This is a genomic window from Dickeya aquatica (genome assembly GCF_900095885.1).
Classification (GTDB): Bacteria; Pseudomonadota; Gammaproteobacteria; order Enterobacterales; family Enterobacteriaceae; genus Dickeya; species Dickeya aquatica.
The window spans coordinates 354,746-371,552 of the sequence record NZ_LT615367.1; the positions used below are offsets into that span (position 1 = coordinate 354,746).

At 56.6% G+C, this 16,807-nt stretch carries 13 protein-coding genes; 7 read left to right on the top strand and 6 right to left on the bottom strand.

All coding sequences use genetic code 11. The features are described 5' to 3' along the window. Positions 1 to 52: 52 nt before the first annotated feature. From accC to acuI, 6 genes are all read right to left on the bottom strand, one after another. Complete coding sequence (accC, locus tag DAQ1742_RS01620; protein WP_035339385.1) at positions 53 to 1,396, bottom strand: acetyl-CoA carboxylase biotin carboxylase subunit; 1,344 nt, start codon at positions 1,394 to 1,396, stop codon at positions 53 to 55. A gap of 11 nt (positions 1,397 to 1,407) precedes the next feature. Then, the gene (gene accB / locus DAQ1742_RS01625) at positions 1,408 to 1,866 is read right to left on the bottom strand and encodes an acetyl-CoA carboxylase biotin carboxyl carrier protein (protein WP_035339387.1); all 459 of its coding nucleotides are present in this window, start codon (positions 1,864 to 1,866) and stop codon (positions 1,408 to 1,410) included. A gap of 36 nt (positions 1,867 to 1,902) precedes the next feature. Then, positions 1,903 to 2,355: a type II 3-dehydroquinate dehydratase gene (gene aroQ / locus DAQ1742_RS01630; protein WP_035339389.1), complete on the bottom strand. Its 453-nt coding sequence runs from the start codon at positions 2,353 to 2,355 to the stop codon at positions 1,903 to 1,905. A 205-nt stretch (positions 2,356 to 2,560) separates the two neighbouring features. Next, complete coding sequence (gene msrQ / locus DAQ1742_RS01635) at positions 2,561 to 3,193, bottom strand: protein-methionine-sulfoxide reductase heme-binding subunit MsrQ (protein ID WP_051124177.1); 633 nt, start codon at positions 3,191 to 3,193, stop codon at positions 2,561 to 2,563. A 2-nt stretch (positions 3,194 to 3,195) separates the two neighbouring features. Continuing rightward, positions 3,196 to 4,197 carry a protein-methionine-sulfoxide reductase catalytic subunit MsrP gene (gene msrP, locus DAQ1742_RS01640; RefSeq protein WP_035339391.1) on the bottom strand — a complete coding sequence of 334 codons (1,002 nt, stop codon included), beginning with the start codon at positions 4,195 to 4,197 and terminating at the stop codon, positions 3,196 to 3,198. 226 nt (positions 4,198 to 4,423) lie between these two features. Further along, complete coding sequence (gene acuI, locus DAQ1742_RS01645; protein ID WP_035339392.1) at positions 4,424 to 5,413, bottom strand: acrylyl-CoA reductase (NADPH); 990 nt, start codon at positions 5,411 to 5,413, stop codon at positions 4,424 to 4,426. A gap of 151 nt (positions 5,414 to 5,564) precedes the next feature. Here acuI and csrD point away from each other — a divergent pair, with 151 nt between their 5' ends. The 7 genes from csrD to yhdP all read left to right on the top strand — a co-directional run bounded on the left by csrD (position 5,565) and on the right by yhdP (position 16,779). Continuing rightward, positions 5,565 to 7,529, top strand: coding sequence for an RNase E specificity factor CsrD (gene csrD, locus DAQ1742_RS01650; RefSeq protein WP_035339394.1), 1,965 nt, complete (start codon positions 5,565 to 5,567; stop codon positions 7,527 to 7,529). Between the two features lie 318 nt (positions 7,530 to 7,847). Then, positions 7,848 to 8,891: a rod shape-determining protein MreB gene (mreB, locus tag DAQ1742_RS01655; protein WP_024104223.1), complete on the top strand. Its 1,044-nt coding sequence runs from the start codon at positions 7,848 to 7,850 to the stop codon at positions 8,889 to 8,891. Positions 8,892 to 8,993: 102 nt separating this feature from the next. Next, complete coding sequence (gene mreC / locus DAQ1742_RS01660; RefSeq protein WP_035339396.1) at positions 8,994 to 10,253, top strand: rod shape-determining protein MreC; 1,260 nt, start codon at positions 8,994 to 8,996, stop codon at positions 10,251 to 10,253. Then, positions 10,250 to 10,738, top strand: a complete 489-nt coding sequence (gene mreD / locus DAQ1742_RS01665) for a rod shape-determining protein MreD (protein WP_035339398.1) — start codon at positions 10,250 to 10,252, stop codon at positions 10,736 to 10,738. Before mreC ends, mreD begins: the two co-directional genes overlap by 4 nt. 45 nt (positions 10,739 to 10,783) lie before the next feature. Further along, on the top strand, positions 10,784 to 11,368 hold the full coding sequence (locus DAQ1742_RS01670) for a Maf family protein (RefSeq protein ID WP_035339400.1): 585 nt from the start codon (positions 10,784 to 10,786) through the stop codon (positions 11,366 to 11,368). Continuing rightward, complete coding sequence (gene rng / locus DAQ1742_RS01675; protein ID WP_035339402.1) at positions 11,368 to 12,837, top strand: ribonuclease G; 1,470 nt, start codon at positions 11,368 to 11,370, stop codon at positions 12,835 to 12,837. Before DAQ1742_RS01670 ends, rng begins: the two co-directional genes overlap by 1 nt. A 105-nt stretch (positions 12,838 to 12,942) precedes the next feature. Next, positions 12,943 to 16,779, top strand: a complete 3,837-nt coding sequence (yhdP, locus tag DAQ1742_RS01680) for an AsmA2 domain-containing protein YhdP (protein WP_035345660.1) — start codon at positions 12,943 to 12,945, stop codon at positions 16,777 to 16,779. Positions 16,780 to 16,807 lie beyond the last annotated feature (28 nt).

A 16,807-nucleotide genomic window follows, 5' to 3' on the forward strand; every position in this document is an offset into this window, starting at 1 on the left:
AGGAAACGAAAACGGGCCGGCAACTGCCGGCCCGTTTGGTAACGCAAAGAGATTACTGTAGGCCGAGCTTTTTCTCCAGATAGTGGATGTTGGTGCCACCATGCTGGAAGTTTTCGTCGGTCATGATGCGCATCTGCAATTCCACATTGGTTTTGATGCCATCAATAATCAGTTCTGCCAGCGCATTTTTCATGCGGGAAATGGCGATATCGCGGCTTTCACCGTAGGTAATCAGCTTACCTATCATGGAATCGTAATGCGGCGGCACGGTGTAACCGGCATAAATGTGCGATTCCCAGCGCACGCCAAAACCACCTGGCGCATGGAAGCGGGTGATTTTACCAGGGCTCGGCATGAAGGTGTTCGGGTCTTCGGCGTTGATACGGCATTCCACCGCATGGCCGCGTACCTTCACTTCTTCCTGCTTAATCGACAGCGGCTGACCGGCGGCGATACGCAGCTGTTCCTTAATCAGGTCAACGCCGGTTATCATCTCGGTGACCGGGTGCTCAACCTGAATACGGGTGTTCATTTCAATAAAATAGAACTCGCCGTTCTCAAACAGGAACTCGAAAGTGCCTGCGCCACGGTAGTTGATATCAACACACGCCTTGGCACAGCGTTCACCGATGTAACGGCGCAGATCGGATGTGATACCCGGTGCGGGGGCTTCTTCCACCACTTTCTGGTGGCGGCGCTGCATGGAACAATCACGCTCTGCCAGATAAATGGCATTGCCCTGGCCGTCAGCCAGTACCTGAATCTCCACATGACGTGGGTTTTCCAGGTATTTTTCCATGTAGACCATATCGTTGTTGAACGCGGCCTTGGCTTCGGCACGGGTCATGGCGATAGACTGTTCCAGCTCTTTTTCGCTACGCACCACGCGCATACCGCGGCCGCCGCCGCCGCCTGAAGCTTTGATAATCACCGGATAACCGATGCGCTTGCCGATGGCACGGTTCTTGTCCATGTCGTCGCCCAGCGGGCCGTCAGAGCCCGGTACGCAGGGAACACCGGCTTTTTTCATGGCGCTGATGGCCGATACTTTGTCGCCCATCAGGCGAATGGTGTCGGCGCGCGGGCCAATGAAAATGAAACCTGAGCGCTCAACCTGTTCGGCGAAATCCGCATTTTCCGACAAGAAGCCGTAACCGGGGTGGATAGCCACGGCACCGGTAATCTCTGCGGCGGCGATAATCGCCGGAATATTCAGATAGCTTTTCGCAGACTGTGCCGGGCCGATACACACGGTTTCATCCGCCAGCAATACGTGTTTCAGGTCGCGATCCGCTGTGGAATGCACCGCAACGGTTTTGATGCCCAGTTCTTTACAGGCACGCAAAATACGCAGCGCAATCTCACCTCGGTTAGCGATGACAATTTTATCTAGCATGGTAAGCCTCGTTATTCGATGACAACCAGTGGCTCGTCAAATTCAACCGGCTGGCCGCTTTCAACCAGAATGGCTTTCACCACGCCGGCTTTATCGGCTTCTATCTGGTTCATCATTTTCATTGCTTCAACGATGCACAGGGTGTCGCCGACTTTGACCTGCTGGCCTATCTCGATAAACGGTTTGGCATCCGGGCTTGGTGTGCGATAGAAGGTTCCCACCATCGGTGAGCGCACCACATGACCGCTGACGGCTGCCGGGGCTTCTGCAACAGCGGCAGGAGCGGCGGCAGGGGCTGGAGCCGGGGCCATTTGCGGCATGGGCGCATAGGCTTGCTGCATAACAGGGTAGCTGGCAACGGCCGGGGCGCGGCTGATACGTACTGACTCTTCACCTTCGGAGATTTCCAGTTCGGCGATGCCGGATTCTTCAACCAGTTCGATCAGTTTTTTGATTTTACGAATATCCATGAATGGGGTTCCGTACTCTTGTTTAATTGGAAATGGTTAGTGGGACGTTGACAGTCGTTTGACCGCCGCCTGTAAACCATAGTGGTATCCGTCTGTACCCAGTCCGCAGATGACACCCACCGCTACATCAGACAAGTAGGAGTGGTGGCGAAAGGGCTCACGCGCGTGCACGTTGGTCAGATGGATCTCGATAAACGGGATGGCCACCGCCAGCAACGCATCTCGTAGTGCGACACTGGTGTGCGTAAAGGCCGCCGGGTTTATCAGAATAAAATCGGTGTTGCCTCGGGCGTGATGAATGCTATCAATCAGCTCATGTTCCGCATTCGACTGGCGATGAGATAACCGCACATTCAGCGCCGCGGCTGCCTGTTCCAGTTCGCTAACCAGAACAGGTAATGTTGTATGACCGTATTTGTCCGGCTCACGGGTGCCCAGTAAATTCAGGTTGGGGCCGTTAAGGAGCAAAATGTGGAACTTATCTGCCATTGTGCTGCTATCTCCCGCGATTGGCTCAGTGGCGCACAACATAGCGCGAAGCTATTCGTTTGTCACCCTTTGCCGGGCGAAAATCTCCCGCGCTGGGTGCGGGGTGTGAACATTATAGCCATATCGTAGCAGTTGGCAGCGAAATACTGGTCTTATCTGCGGAGTTGACCACGCTGGATTGACAAAATTTTACCAAATCGCCCCGTTAGCGGGGCGATTTTCTGCCGTTCGATAAAGGCCATCGTCGCCACTGTTGCAGTTTTTTGTAGCGAAAAAGCAGCAATATGACGGCAACTAAGGCATAGATAATGGGTAACGGCGACAGCGTCTTGACCGACCAAAGATAATGAAGCGGGGCGAAGATGGCGACCAGATAAATCCAGTTATGTAATGTTTGCCAGCGTGTTCCCAGCCGTTGCTGCGCTGAACGCGTCGAGGTAGCGCTCAGAATGAGCAGGATAAGCCAGCACACCATACCCAATGTTAAATAAGGCCGCGATATCACCTCTTTTCCCAGCAAGTCGAGATGATGGATACCCAATTCCAGCAAGGTATAGCTCAGCAGGTGCAAGCTGGCCCAGGCAAAACACCACAACCCCAGCAGGCGGCGGCAACGAATCAGTAACGGTTGTTTGCCGTAGCGCGCCAGCGGCGTCACCGTCAGCGTTGCCAGCAGCAGCTTTAGCGCCATGTCGCCGGTAAAATGCTGGATATCTTTCGCTGGATCGGCGCTCAATGCTCCCTGACTGCCTGCCAGTACCAGCCAGAAAAGCGGCAGCAGGGCCGCCAGATGCAGCAAGACTTTGAGTGCCGTGATATGGCGTGCAGACAGGCGCATCATCAGAACCATTCCCGCAAATTCATGCCCTGATAGAGTGAGGCAACCCGATCGGCATAGCCGTTAAACAGCAACGTTGGCTGGCGCTGCACGTCCAGCAGACCGCCTGCGCCAATCACCCGCTCACTGGCTTGTGACCAGCGCGGGTGATCGACGCCGGGGTTAACGTTAGCGTAAAACCCGTACTCGTTGGGCGCAGTTAAATTCCAGGTTGAGGGGGGTTGTTGCTGCGTTAACCGAATATGCACGATGGATTTGATGTTTTTAAAGCCATATTTCCACGGTGTGACCAGCCGTATCGGCGCACCGTTTTGCGGTGGCAGGGTTTTGCCGTAGACGCCTACCGCCAGTAAGGTTAACGGGTGCATGGCTTCGTCCAGACGCAGCCCCTCAACATAAGGGTAATCCAGCCCGCCGCCGATAAAGGTATCTTGCTGGCCGGGCATTTGCTGTGGGTCGTGCAGCGTCTGGAAGGCCACATAGCGGGCATTTGCGGTCGGTTCGGCCAGTTTGATCAACTGCGCCAGTTCAACGCCGACCCACGGGATAACCATCGACCAGGCTTCAACGCAGCGAAAGCGATAAATACGTTCTTCCAGCGGGAAACGGCGGCGAATATCGTCGATATCCAGCGTCATCGGTTTGGCCACTTCGCCGTCAATACGTAACTGCCAGCCTTCGGTTTTCAGGCCCCCGGCCTTGGCCGCCGGGTCAGCTTTATCGAGCCCGAACTCATAGAAGTTATTGTAACCGGTGACTTTATCCTCAGGTGTGAGCGTCAGCGCCGGGTGCCAGTCTGGCGCCTGGCTAAAGGTCAGCGGCTTGCCGGGCGGGGCGGTGTTTGCCGGTTTACGGCTAAACCAGTTCAATACATCGGCGCGTGCGCCTGCGGGCAGGCTCAGGGCGGCAGCGCTCAGGCCCAGAGCCTTCAGCACCTTGCGGCGCTGGTAGAAAAGGGATTCCGGCGTCACGTCGGCGTCGGTCAGTTTGCGATGTCTGGACATGGTGAGCTCCCGCGTTTTATCGATGACGGATTGGCGTGGTGTTTTAGGTTCCGATCCTGGTTCAGGCGTGCGGTGCCTGACGTTAGCGATATTCAGTATGCGGTGAAATAACGCACGGGGGAATGGTTCTTTTTTTACCGATTGTGACGCGATTTCCCGGCAATAGCGTGCATAAAACCTGCCTGACGCGAAGGAAAGACAGGCTGTTGCAGCCTGTCGTTTACGGTTATGCGCCAGTTGCGCCAAGCCGTACCAGTGTGCGGCCTGTAACCCGGTTTTCCAGCAGGGCTAAAGCGACGTCGGGAACCTGCTCCAGCGTGATTTCCTGGCCGACCTGTTGGTAGAAGCGCTCTGGCAGCAGGGTTGCCAGTCGCTGCCAGGCTTGTAAACGCCGTGCCTTCGGGGTCATCACGGAATCCACCCCTTGCAAGCGAATATTACGCAAAATAAAGGGCATCACGGTGGTGGGCAGCGCCACGCCGCCCGCCAGACCACAGGCGGCAACCGTTGCGCCATAGTGCATCTGGGCCAGCAAGGTAGCCAGCACCTGGTCGCCTGCGGTATCAATCGCTCCCGCCCAGCGCTGTTTTTCCAGCGCACGGCAGCTTGAGGTAAATTCGCTGCGAGCCACGACCTGATGAGCCCCCAACTGGCACAAATAGTCATGATTGTGTTCCCGCCCGCTGATGGCAGTGACCTGATAACCCAATGCGTGCAACAGCGCTATCGCCGTGCTGCCCACGCCACCGCTGGCCCCGCTGACGACAATCTCGCCACTGGCGGGCGTGACACCGCCTTCTTCCAGCGCCATGACGCAGAGCATGGCGGTTAAACCGGCGGTGCCGATGATCATCGCCTGACGGGCCGAGAGCGCCGCTGGCAGTGGCACCAGCCAGTCAGCGGAGACGCGCGCCTGTTCCGCCAGCCCGCCCCAGTGTTGTTCGCCAACGCTCCAGCCCGTCAGCACCACGGCTTGCCCTGCCTGAAAATCCGGGTGCTGGCTGTGGCGCACCTTGCCAGCAAAATCAATGCCCGGCACCATGGGGAATTGCCGGACGATTTTCCCTTTACCGGTAATCGCCAGCGCATCTTTATAGTTAATACCCGACCAGCCGATATCAACCGTGACATCACCGGCGGGTAATTGCGACGGTTCAAGTGCCTGGATAGTGGCCACAGTCAGGCCGTCTTGCTGCTCAAGAAACAGCGCACGCATAAAAATCCTCCTCAACGGGGACAAAAATAGAGGTAAATCATTTAATGACTATATTTGTAACAGGTAGTATGCGAACTGATAAATCGCAAAGAACACATAAAGTCTCTCATAAACGGGTTTTTTAACCCACTAACGGAGTTAGGACGCAGGGATGGGGTTAACAGCCAGACTATCAATACTAATCACGTTGCTGACGGCGTTGGCGGTAGTGCTGATGCTGGCCAGCAGCATTTTTAGTTTTGTGTGTTATAGCCAACAGCGGATGGAACATCAACTCAGGGCCGTGGCGGCCGGTATCGATCAGGCCTTATTGGTACAGCCGCCGGGCGCGATCCAGTTTTGGCTGCCTGCCGTCATGAAGGCCGCAGGTATCGTGGAGCTTGAGATCCGCGACAGCCACGAACGCCTCTATTTATTACGTCAACCCGATCTGTTGCGCCAGTCCGATATCTCATCCGATAACAACGACAATGCACTGGTGTATCGCCATGCAGAGCTGCCGCTGTTGCACCATACCGATGTGAAGGTGAACGTGACCTATGGCGACCCGCTGTTTGGCTCACCGCGTTACCTGAAACCGGCACTCTCCGTGGTGCTGACCATTCTGTTAATTGCGATTGCCGTGTTCCATGCCGTACGCTGGTTGCGGCGTCAAACGGCAGGGCAAGTACAACTCGAAGAGCGTGCCCGGCGCATTTTAGCCGGTGAGCGCGAAACGGTGATGTACGGTTCGGTACACGAGTGGCCCGCGGCGGCCAGCGGTGCGCTGGATCAACTGTTGCTGGATTTGGTGGAAGCCCGCGAAGCCCGCAGCCGTGTTGATACCTTGATTCGCTCGTTTGCCGCACAGGATTCTCAAACCGGGCTTAACAATCGATTGTTTTTTGAGAATCAACTGGCCACGCAACTTGAAGACCCGGAAGAAGTGGGCACACATGGCGTGGTGATGATGATAAGGCTGCCCGATTTTGACACGCTACAGGAAACCCACGGCTACGGCGGTGTGGTGGAGGAGTATCGCAATACGCTTATCAACCTGCTGTCGACCTTTGTGTTACGTTACCCGTCTGCATTGCTGGCCCGTTATTATCACAGTGATTTCACCGTCTTGTTGCCCCACCGCACCTTGAAAGAAGCCGATAGCATCGCCAGCCAACTGGTGAAGGCGATTGATATTTTACCTTCGACGCCCTTGATTGACCGCGAAGATATTCTCCACATTGGCATATGCGCTTATCACGGTGGCCAAAGCACCGAACAGGTGATGGAAAGCGTGGAAGATGCAACCCGAAATGCGGTGTTGCAAGGCGGCAACGGCTGGTGTGTCTATGATAGGCGTGGGCCGGAGAAAGGCCGGGGGAGTGTGAAGTGGCGCACGCTGCTGGAGCACACACTGCTGCGAGGCGGGCCGCGTTTGTATCAGAAACCGGCGATTACCTGCGGTGGTGAGGTGCACCATCGGGAAATGTTTAGCCGTATTTATGATGGCTCCCAGGAACTGCTGGAAGCGGAATACATGCCGCTGGTGCAGCAACTGGGGCTGACGGCGGGCTATGATCGGCAGTTGATTAACCGGGTCATCTCACTGACGGTCAGCTGGCAGGATTCGGTATTGGCGTTTCCCATCACGGTAGACTCCCTGTTGCAACGCCCTTTTTTACGCTGGTTGCGTGAAACCTTGCTGCAATGTCCGAAAAAGCAGCGGGAGCGATTATTGTTCGAGCTGTCCGAGTCAGAGGTGTGTCAGTATATTGGCCGCCTGCGACCGATCCTTGCCATGATTACCGGGCTTGGGTGCCGCCTTGCGGTCACGCAGGCCGGGCTGACGCTGGTCAGTACCGCGTATATCAAATCATTGCGGGTGGAAGTTATCAAACTGCATCCCGGACTGGTGCGTAGTCTGGATAAGCGGCCAGAGAATCAATTGTTTATCAGTAGCCTGACCGAAGCCTGTAAAGGCACCCATGCGCATGTGTTTGCCTCCGGTGTGCGCACCAAAGAAGAGTGGCAGACGTTGATGGACAAGGGCGTTTGTGGGGGGCAGGGGGATTTGTTCGCGGCGTCTGAACCGGTAAGTAACACGCTGAAAAAATATTCACCACGGGCTTATGTTTGATGCCAATATCTGCACAAAGTAGCGTAGAATGTCGGCGGCATAGCGTTGCTGGCCCGGTTTGCACAATGGAACGGCGCGCCCGAACGAAAATGTTAGATTTTATGTCGGTAGTTCGCGCAATTTTCAGTGGCAACGTGTGAGAATTCCCGTTGCTGCCGCAAGGGATGCGGTTCTGCATGCATTCATTATCATGGCGATTTGCGTAAACATCATTTTTTCACCGTAGCAGAGCCGGTTCGCGCCTTGTCGCTGCTGCGTGTGGTTGGTAAAGTAAGCGGATTTCATTTCCGCCCCCAGCTTGCAGGATTATCCTTTAGTATGTTTAAGAAATTTCGTGGCATGTTTTCCAACGACTTGTCCATCGACCTGGGTACCGCCAATACCCTGATTTACGTGAAAGGACAAGGCATTGTACTGAATGAGCCTTCCGTGGTGGCTATTCGCCAGGATCGTGCCGGTTCCCCGAAAAGTGTGGCCGCTGTCGGTCACGAGGCCAAGCAGATGCTGGGCCGTACACCGGGTAATATCGCGGCTATCCGTCCCATGAAGGATGGGGTGATTGCCGACTTCTTCGTGACGGAAAAAATGTTGCAGCACTTCATTAAGCAAGTGCACAGCAACAGCTTTATGCGTCCGAGTCCGCGCGTGCTGGTGTGTGTGCCGGTCGGTGCCACTCAGGTAGAACGCCGTGCTATCCGTGAGTCCGCTCAGGGAGCGGGTGCGCGTGAGGTGTTCCTGATTGAAGAACCAATGGCCGCGGCCATCGGCGCGGGTCTGCCGGTTTCCGAAGCGACCGGGTCGATGGTGGTGGATATCGGCGGTGGGACGACTGAAGTGGCGGTTATTTCGCTAAACGGTGTGGTCTACTCCTCTTCTGTGCGTATCGGCGGTGACCGCTTTGATGAAGCCATCATCAACTATGTGCGCCGTAACTACGGTTCACTGATCGGTGAAGCGACGGCTGAACGTATTAAGCATGAAATCGGTTCCGCGTATCCGGGCGATGAAGTGCTGGAAATTGAAGTGCGTGGTCGTAACCTGGCTGAAGGTGTACCGCGCGGCTTTAACCTCAATTCCAATGAAATTCTGGAAGCGTTGCAAGAGCCGCTGACCGGTATTGTCAGCGCAGTGATGGTGGCGCTTGAGCAGTGCCCGCCGGAGCTGGCTTCTGATATTTCGGAGCGCGGCATGGTGCTGACCGGTGGTGGCGCGCTGTTGCGTAACCTCGATCGCCTGCTGATGGAAGAGACGGGGATCCCGGTGGTTGTCGCGGAAGACCCGCTGACCTGTGTGGCTCGCGGTGGTGGTAAAGCGTTGGAAATGATCGACATGCATGGCGGCGATTTGTTCAGCGAAGAATAATCCGGCCAGAACAAAGAGGGGGAAACCGCCGTATGGATGAAGGCCTGTTCCATTCATCCCACGCGGTCGCCCCCTTTTTATTGTCGAGGAATACGCAATTTTATGAAGCCGATTTTTAGCCGGGGCCCCTCCCTGCAACTGCGCCTGTTTCTGGCTGTCATTACCGCCATTGTGGTGATTTTTGCTGACAGTCGGCTCGGTACGTTTGTGAAAATCAGAACGTACATGGACACCGCCGTCAGTCCTTTTTATTTTCTGGCCAACGGCCCGCGTGCCTTGCTGGATAACCTCTCTGTCAACCTCACTTCCCGTGAACAACTGGCGCGTGAAAACGTGGCTCTGCGTCAGGAATTGCTGATGAAAAACAGCGACCTGCTGCTGCTTGGCCAATTCCGGCAGGAGAATGCCCGCCTGCGCGAATTGCTTGGCTCGCCGCTGCGTCAGGAAGAGCAGAAGATGGTCACGCAGGTGCTCTCGTCTGGTACTGATCCCTATAGCGATCAGGTGGTTATCGACAAAGGCAATGTCAATGGCGTGTATGAAGGGCAGCCGGTTATCAGTGATAAAGGCGTAGTCGGTCAGGTGGTTGCCGTTGGGCAGTTTACCAGCCGGGTACTGCTGATTTGCGATGCCTCTCATGCGCTGCCTATTCAGGTGCTGCGTAATGACATTCGCGTGATTGCCGCCGGCAACGGTTGCACCGAAGACCTGCAACTTGAGCACCTGCCGAATAATACCGATATCCGTGTGGGCGATGTACTGGTGACGTCCGGGTTAGGCGGACGCTTTCCTGAAGGCTATCCGGTTGCCGTGGTCTCTTCGGTAAAAGTCGATACCCAGCGTGCTTATACCGTGATTCAGGCCCACCCGACCGCTGAGCTCCAGCGCCTGCGCTACCTGCTGCTGATGTGGGGCGTGGACAGTAACTCACGTACCGCCCTGCCATCAGACGATGTGCACCGGGTGGCGAACGAGCGCCTGATGCAGATGATGCCGCACGTCTTGCCTTCTCCTGATGAAATGGGGCCGCCTGCGCCGCCGTCAGCGGCGAAACCGGCAGCGGATTTTGTCGGCCCGCCCGCGCCACCTGCGGCGGCCAATAACAGCGCCAGCAAGCCCGCCGCAGCCAGCTCGTCACGGCATCGCGCATCGCGCAGTAACCGCAATGCCGATGGCGCTAACCCGCCTGCGGGTGATGGTGTACCACCGGCAGGGGCTGCACCATCGTCGGCATCATCCGGTGCCGCTTCGCCAGACGCTGCGCCAGCAAATAGCCGGATGCTTTCTGGCGGCACGTCGCCATCCGCGCGGCCTGCGCCTGCGTCCAGCGCTCCCGGCGGTGCGGCGGGAGTCAGCCGATGAATCGCTATCGCCGACATGGTTATTGGATAATCTGGCTCTCCTTTCTGATAGCCACGGTGCTGCAAGTGATGCCCTGGCCGGATGACCTTTATATGTACCGCCCCTCGTGGCTGACGCTGATCCTGATTTATTGGGTGATGGCGTTGCCGCATCGCGTCAATGTGGGTACTGGTTTTTTGCTGGGCATGGTGACTGACCTGATCCTCGGGTCTACGCTTGGGGTGCGGGCGCTGGGGCTTGCCATCGTCGCCTATCTGGTGGCGTTCAAGTTTCAGCTGTTTCGCAACATGGCACTGTGGCAACAGGCGCTGATTGTGATGTTGCTGTCACTGGTGCTGGATTTGCTGGTGTTCTGGGCTGAATTCCTGGTGATCAATGTCTCTTTCCGGCCGGAAATTTTCTGGAATAGTGTGGTTGATGGTGTGCTGTGGCCGTGGCTGTTCCTGCTGATGCGCAAAATTCGCCGCCAGTTTGCTGTGCAATAACATGGCCTGTGCATCACAACGCCACGGGCATGAGAGAGGAACACCATGATGGATTTGTATCTGGCATCGGCGTCGCCGCGGCGGCGCGAATTGCTGGCGTTGCTGGATTTATCGTTTGAAATCTTGCGTACTGAGGTTGTTGAACAGCGTCAACCTGGCGAGACGCCGGAGCAGTACGTCAGCCGCTTGGCACAGGAGAAAGCCCAGGCGGGGGTCGCCGTGGCACCGCAGGATCTGCCGGTGCTCGGGGCGGATACCATCGTGGTGCTCAATGGTCAGGTGCTGGAAAAACCGCGTGATGACGATGATGCGGTGCGCATCCTGCGCGCGCTTTCTGGCCAGCAACATCAGGTGATGACGGCGCTGGCCCTTGCTGACCGGCAGCATTGCCTGGTGCAACGGGTCGTAACCGGGGTGCAGTTTCGCGCGTTGTCCGATGATGAAATCAGGCGCTATATCGCCAGTGGCGAGCCAATGGATAAAGCCGGTGCCTATGGCATTCAGGGAAAAGGTGGCGCTTTCGTGAAAGCGATTTTCGGCAGCTACCATGCCGTAGTCGGGTTGCCATTGGTAGAATTGATTGAATTACTGTCACATTTTGCTGCGCGGCGTAACGAACGAGGACTCTAATGACCGCTGAATTGTTGGTAAATATTACCCCTTCAGAAACGCGGGTCGCCTACATTGATGGCGGCATCTTGCAGGAAATTCACATTGAACGTGAGTCCCGGCGCGGCATTGTCGGCAATATTTATAAAGGGCGTGTCAGCCGCGTACTGCCGGGAATGCAGGCTGCGTTTGTTGACATCGGGCTGGATAAAGCCGCGTTCTTGCACGCCTCTGACATCATGCCGCACACCGAGTGCGTGGCCGGTGATGAGCAGAAGAATTTCCATGTGCGCGATATCGCCGAACTGGTACGTCAGGGGCAAGACCTGATGGTGCAGGTGGTGAAAGACCCGTTAGGCACTAAAGGTGCACGCCTGACCACCGATATCACGCTGCCGTCACGCTATCTGGTGTTTATGCCGGGAGCCTCGCATGTCGGGGTTTCCCAGCGTATTGAGAGCGAAGCCGAGCGTGAACGGCTGAAAAAAACCGTGGCAGATTACTGTGACGAGCAGGGCGGGTTTATCATTCGCACTGCCGCAGAAGGCGTCGGTGAAGAGGAACTGTCGCAGGATGCGGCGTTTCTCAAACGGTTGTGGACCAAAGTGATGGAGCGCAAAAAACGCAACCAGACCAAGTGCAAGCTGTATGGTGAACTGGCGCTGGCGCACCGCATTTTGCGCGATTTTGCTGGTGCCTCGCTCGATCGCATTCGGGTTGATTCCCGCCAGACTTACGAGTCGCTGCTGGAGTTTACCGCAGAATATATGCCGGAGATGACCGGTAAGCTCGAGCATTACAGCGGCAAACAGCCGATTTTTGATCTGTATGATGTCGAGAATGAAATTCAGCGTGCGCTGGATCGCAAGGTAGAACTGAAATCTGGTGGGTATCTGATTATCGATCAAACCGAAGCGATGACCACGATTGATATTAATACCGGGGCGTTTGTCGGGCATCGTAATCTGGATGAAACCATTTTCAACACCAATATCGAAGCCACCCAAGCCATTGCCCGTCAGCTCAGGTTGCGCAATCTGGGCGGCATCATCATCATTGATTTTATCGATATGAGTAATGAGGATCACCGCCGCCGCGTCCTGCATTCGCTGGAGCAGGCGCTCAGTAAAGATAGGGTGAAAACCGGCATCAGCGGCTTCTCGCAATTGGGATTAGTCGAAATGACCCGCAAGCGCACCCGTGAGAGCATTGAGCATGTGCTGTGCAGCGATTGTCCAACCTGTCGCGGTCGCGGCACGGTGAAAACGGTGGAAACCGTCTGTTATGAGATAATGCGTGAAGTGGTGCGCGTACATCATGCCTATGATTCGGATCGCTTCCTGGTTTACGCATCACCCGCCGTGGGCGAGGCGTTAAAGAGCGACGAGTCGCACGCGCTGGCGGAAGTGGAAATTTTCGTTGGTAAGCAGGTTAAGGTGCAGATTGAACCGCTGTACAGTCAGGAACAGTTTGACGTAGTGATGATGTAGTATCATGCGTTTTCCCTCTTGTGCAGGCGCGAGGTGGGGCTGTCAGGTTTTCGCTCGTCGCTGGTGATGAGTCATGAGGAGATATGCGTGAGGCGACTGCCCGGTATAACGCGCTTACCCGCAATCTTAGCCGCCACGGGCGCGATCGTTGTTGTGCTGATAGCGTTGCTTATCAGCGCATTAAGAATGACGTTGCCCGCATTAAACGAGGTTCGCCCGCAGCTTGTCGGCTGGTTACAATCCACCACCGGTTTGCCAATCGACGTGGAGAGCCTGAGCGGGAGCTGGGAAACCTTCGGCCCGACGCTGGATATTACCAACCTGCGTATTCATCACCCCAATATGGAGTGGCAGTCCGAGCGCGTGTCTCTGGCGCTGGATGTCTGGCAGTCGTTGCTCCATTTTAAGTGGAAATTCCGCGATCTGACCTTCTATAACCTGCAAATGGAGCTCAAAACGCCCGTTGACCCGGAACGGCAGCGCACCCGCGCCTGGCAGCCCGACCAACTGGGTGCGCTGTTTTTGCGCCAGTTCGATCACTTTGACCTGCGCAATAGCCGGATTCGTTTCCTGACCCCCGCAGGAACGCAGGCCGAGCTGCATATCCCGCAACTGACGTGGCTCAATAGCAACGATCGCCACCGTGCCGAAGGCCAGATTAGCCTGTCGAGCTTTAATGGCCAGCACGGCGTAGTGCAGGTGCGTATGGACTTGCGTGATGATCGGGGATGGCTGAATAACGGCGTGATTTATTTGCAGGCTGATAACATTGACATGAAGCCGTGGCTGGGGCGCTGGATTCGCAGCAACACCGGGCTTGAGAGCGCCGATTTTAGTCTGGCGGCCTGGTTGCAGGTGCGTGAAGGCGATATTTACGGCGGCGACTTGCTGTTGCGCGAGGGATCGGCAAGCTGGCTTGATGGCGAGACGCGTCATCGACTGGCGACCCGTGCGATGACGGTACACGCCAGCCGCTACCAAAATGGCTGGCAGGTCGGGATACCGGCTTTACAGCTTGAAACTGACGGCGTTGGCTGGCCGAAAGGGCAGTTAGCGGCGCTGTGGCTGCCTGAGAATACCGAGTTACCCGGCCCTTCCCGGCTGTCGGAATTGCGCATACGCGCCAGCCACCTGGCGCTGGGGCGTTTCGAGCCGCTGCTGGCATTGCTCAATACCACCACGCCTGCGCTGAAAACCTACTGGCAAGGGCTGCAACCGCAGGGGCAGGTGACGTCGCTGGCGCTGGATATTCCGCTGCAACAGCCGGAGCTAACGCGCTTTCAGGCGCACTGGCAGGATGTCGGCTGGAATAGCTGGCAGAACTTGCCGGGGATGGCGCACTTTTCTGGCGAGGCATCCGGCAGCCTGTCGCGTGGCCAGACACAGTTGCGTTTGGCTGACAGTACACTGCCGTACCCGAATATGTTCCGTGCACCGCTGGATATCCGGCAGGCGGACTTGAACCTGAACTGGCGCAGCGCCAGTGACGGCTGGGAGCTTTGGGGGCATGGGCTGGATGTGCGTTCTCATTCACTGTCGGCGAACGGCGATTTCCACTACCGCCACCCGCAGCAGGGGGAACCGCGTCTGGATATTCTGGCGGGCCTGCGTCTTGAGGATGCGGGCGATGCCTGGCGTTTCTACCCCGAGCCATTCATGGGCAAAACGCTGGTGGATTACCTTGCTGGCGCGCTGAAATCGGGCCAGGTGGATAACGCAACCCTTATCTTCGCAGGCAACCCGGCCCGCTTTCCGTTTGTTGCGCACGATGGGCAGTTTCAGGTGTGGGTACCGCTGGAAAAATCGCGTTTTGAGTTTCAACCCGGCTGGCCTGCGCTTGAGAACCTGAACATTAGCCTGAATTTTGAGAACAACGGCCTGTGGATGCTGGCACCTGACGTTGGGCTGGGTGAGGCGCGCGGGCTGAATATTCATGCCGACATCCCGGATTACAGCAAAGAAAAACTGCTGATTAACGGAGATATTCGCGGAACAGGTAAGCAAGTGAGCGATTACTTCGGGCAAACCCCGCTGAAGTCGTCATTAGGCAGCGCGCTGACGCAGGTGCAAATCGGCGGCCCTGTCGCAGGCACCTTGTCTTTGGATATTCCGCTCAATGCCGGGCAGGTGAAGGCCAGCGGCGAGGTGTCGTTGAGTAATAACACCCTGTTCATCAAGCCGCTGGATGTGACGCTGCAAGCGGTCAGCGGCCAGTTTCGCTATGACAACGGCAACCTCGTCAGCCAGCCGATGCAGGCCAACTGGCTGGCCCAGCCGCTAAAGGTCAACTTTAGCACGCAGGAACAGGCACAGGCGTTTTTAGTCAACGTCGGCTTACAGGGAAACTGGGCGGTATCACGGCTGCCGGGTTTGCCTAAGCCGGTCGCCGCTGCGCTTGCGGGCAATGCCCAGTGGCAAAGCGCGGTGCAGGTGACGTTGCCGTCGCGCGGGGCTGCGCGCTACGAAGTGACGAGCCAGGTTGATCTCAAGGAAGTAAGTAGTCACTTACCTTCTCCGCTCAATAAAAACCCCGGAGACGCACTGGAATTGCAGGTGAATGCCAAAGGGGATGTGCGCAGTTTTGCGCTGACCGGTGAGTTTGGTAAACGCCAGTTTTTCAACAGCGCCTGGTTGCTCAAAGACAACAAAGTCATGCTGACGCGGGCGGCGTGGCAGCAGGGCACATCACTGCCTGCCTTGCCGGATGACTCCTCGCTGACGCTGGCTCTGCCAGCACTCGATGGCGAACGCTGGCTGGCACTATTGCCGGGTGTGCGCGGTGCCGTGAGTGCGCAGGCGGGTAGCAGCCGCTTTCAGTGGCCGGAACGGGTGACATTGCGCACCCCGGAGCTGAAAATTCTTGGCCAGCAATGGCATGACCTGATGTTTACCAGCCGGGCTCAGGCGACAGGCAATGAAATTACCGCCACGGGGCGGGAAATCGACGGCCGTTTGTTAATCCCGGCCAGCGGGCTGTGGCGCACGGACATCCGCTATCTTTATTACAACCCGCAATGGCAGGGCGATGACGCCACCAACCCGGCGGCACTGGCGGAGAAAAAATCGCCGCTCAATGACCCGAGTATTCGGTTTGAGGATTGGCCCGCGTTGCAGTTTAGCTGCCGTGAGTGCTGGTTTTTGGGGCAGAATATCGGCCAGCTTAACGGCACCTTGCAGCCGGAGCCCGGTAAGCTGGTGCTGGCGAACGGGCAGGTGAACAGCGGGAAGGCAAAACTGTCGCTGGAAGGGAGCTGGCAGGAGAATGGCGACGGAATGCGTACCGCGCTAAAAGGGCGCTTATCCGGTGACAGCCTGAGCGATAACGCGGACTGGCTGGGGCTGGTGACGCCGCTGCGCGCGGGCGCATTCAGCGTTGACTATGACCTGTACTGGCGCGGCTCGCCTTGGTCCCCCGATGTGCCAAGCCTGAGCGGTATTCTGAAAAGCGATATCGGCAAGGGGGAAATCGTGAATGTCGGCACCGGTCAGGCGGGGCAGTTGTTGCGTCTGGTGAGTTTCGATGCGCTGCTGCGTAAGCTACAGTTTGATTTCAGCGATACCTTCGGTAAAGGTTTCTATTTTGACTCGATTCGCAGCACGGCGTGGATCAAAGACGGGGTGCTGCATACCGACAACCTGCTGGTTGATGGGCTGGAGGCGGATATTGCCATGAAAGGCGATGTTGATTTGGTCAAACGCAACCTGTCGATGGAAGCGGTGGTCGCGCCGGAAATTTCGGCCACGGTCGGCGTGGCAACGGCGTTTGCCGTTAACCCGGTGATTGGCGCGGCGGTGTTTGCCGCCAGTAAAGTGCTGGCTCCGTTGTGGAGTAAAATTTCTCTGATTCGCTACCATATTTCCGGTAGTGTGGATCAACCAAAGATTCAGGAAGTAGTGCGTGAACCGCAAAAACCCAACGCCGCCGCTGCGGCAAGGCAATAATCACGGTTCGGTTATCCGACGACATTGA

Excerpts from the sequence above, each read along its gene's own strand:
- mreB (WP_024104223.1), top strand. The coding sequence starts at position 7,848 with ATGTTTAAGAAATTTCGTGGCATGTTTTCCAACGACTTGTCCATCGAC.
- mreC (WP_035339396.1), top strand. The coding sequence starts at position 8,994 with ATGAAGCCGATTTTTAGCCGGGGCCCCTCCCTGCAACTGCGCCTGTTT.
- msrP (WP_035339391.1), bottom strand. The coding sequence starts at position 4,197 with ATGTCCAGACATCGCAAACTGACCGACGCCGACGTGACGCCGGAATCC.
- mreD (WP_035339398.1), top strand. The coding sequence starts at position 10,250 with ATGAATCGCTATCGCCGACATGGTTATTGGATAATCTGGCTCTCCTTT.
- acuI (WP_035339392.1), bottom strand. The coding sequence starts at position 5,413 with ATGCGTGCGCTGTTTCTTGAGCAGCAAGACGGCCTGACTGTGGCCACT.
- rng (WP_035339402.1), top strand. The coding sequence starts at position 11,368 with ATGACCGCTGAATTGTTGGTAAATATTACCCCTTCAGAAACGCGGGTC.
- DAQ1742_RS01670 (WP_035339400.1), top strand. The coding sequence starts at position 10,784 with ATGATGGATTTGTATCTGGCATCGGCGTCGCCGCGGCGGCGCGAATTG.
- csrD (WP_035339394.1), top strand. The coding sequence starts at position 5,565 with ATGGGGTTAACAGCCAGACTATCAATACTAATCACGTTGCTGACGGCG.
- accC (WP_035339385.1), bottom strand. The coding sequence starts at position 1,396 with ATGCTAGATAAAATTGTCATCGCTAACCGAGGTGAGATTGCGCTGCGT.
- aroQ (WP_035339389.1), bottom strand. The coding sequence starts at position 2,355 with ATGGCAGATAAGTTCCACATTTTGCTCCTTAACGGCCCCAACCTGAAT.
- accB (WP_035339387.1), bottom strand. The coding sequence starts at position 1,866 with ATGGATATTCGTAAAATCAAAAAACTGATCGAACTGGTTGAAGAATCC.
- msrQ (WP_051124177.1), bottom strand. The coding sequence starts at position 3,193 with ATGCGCCTGTCTGCACGCCATATCACGGCACTCAAAGTCTTGCTGCAT.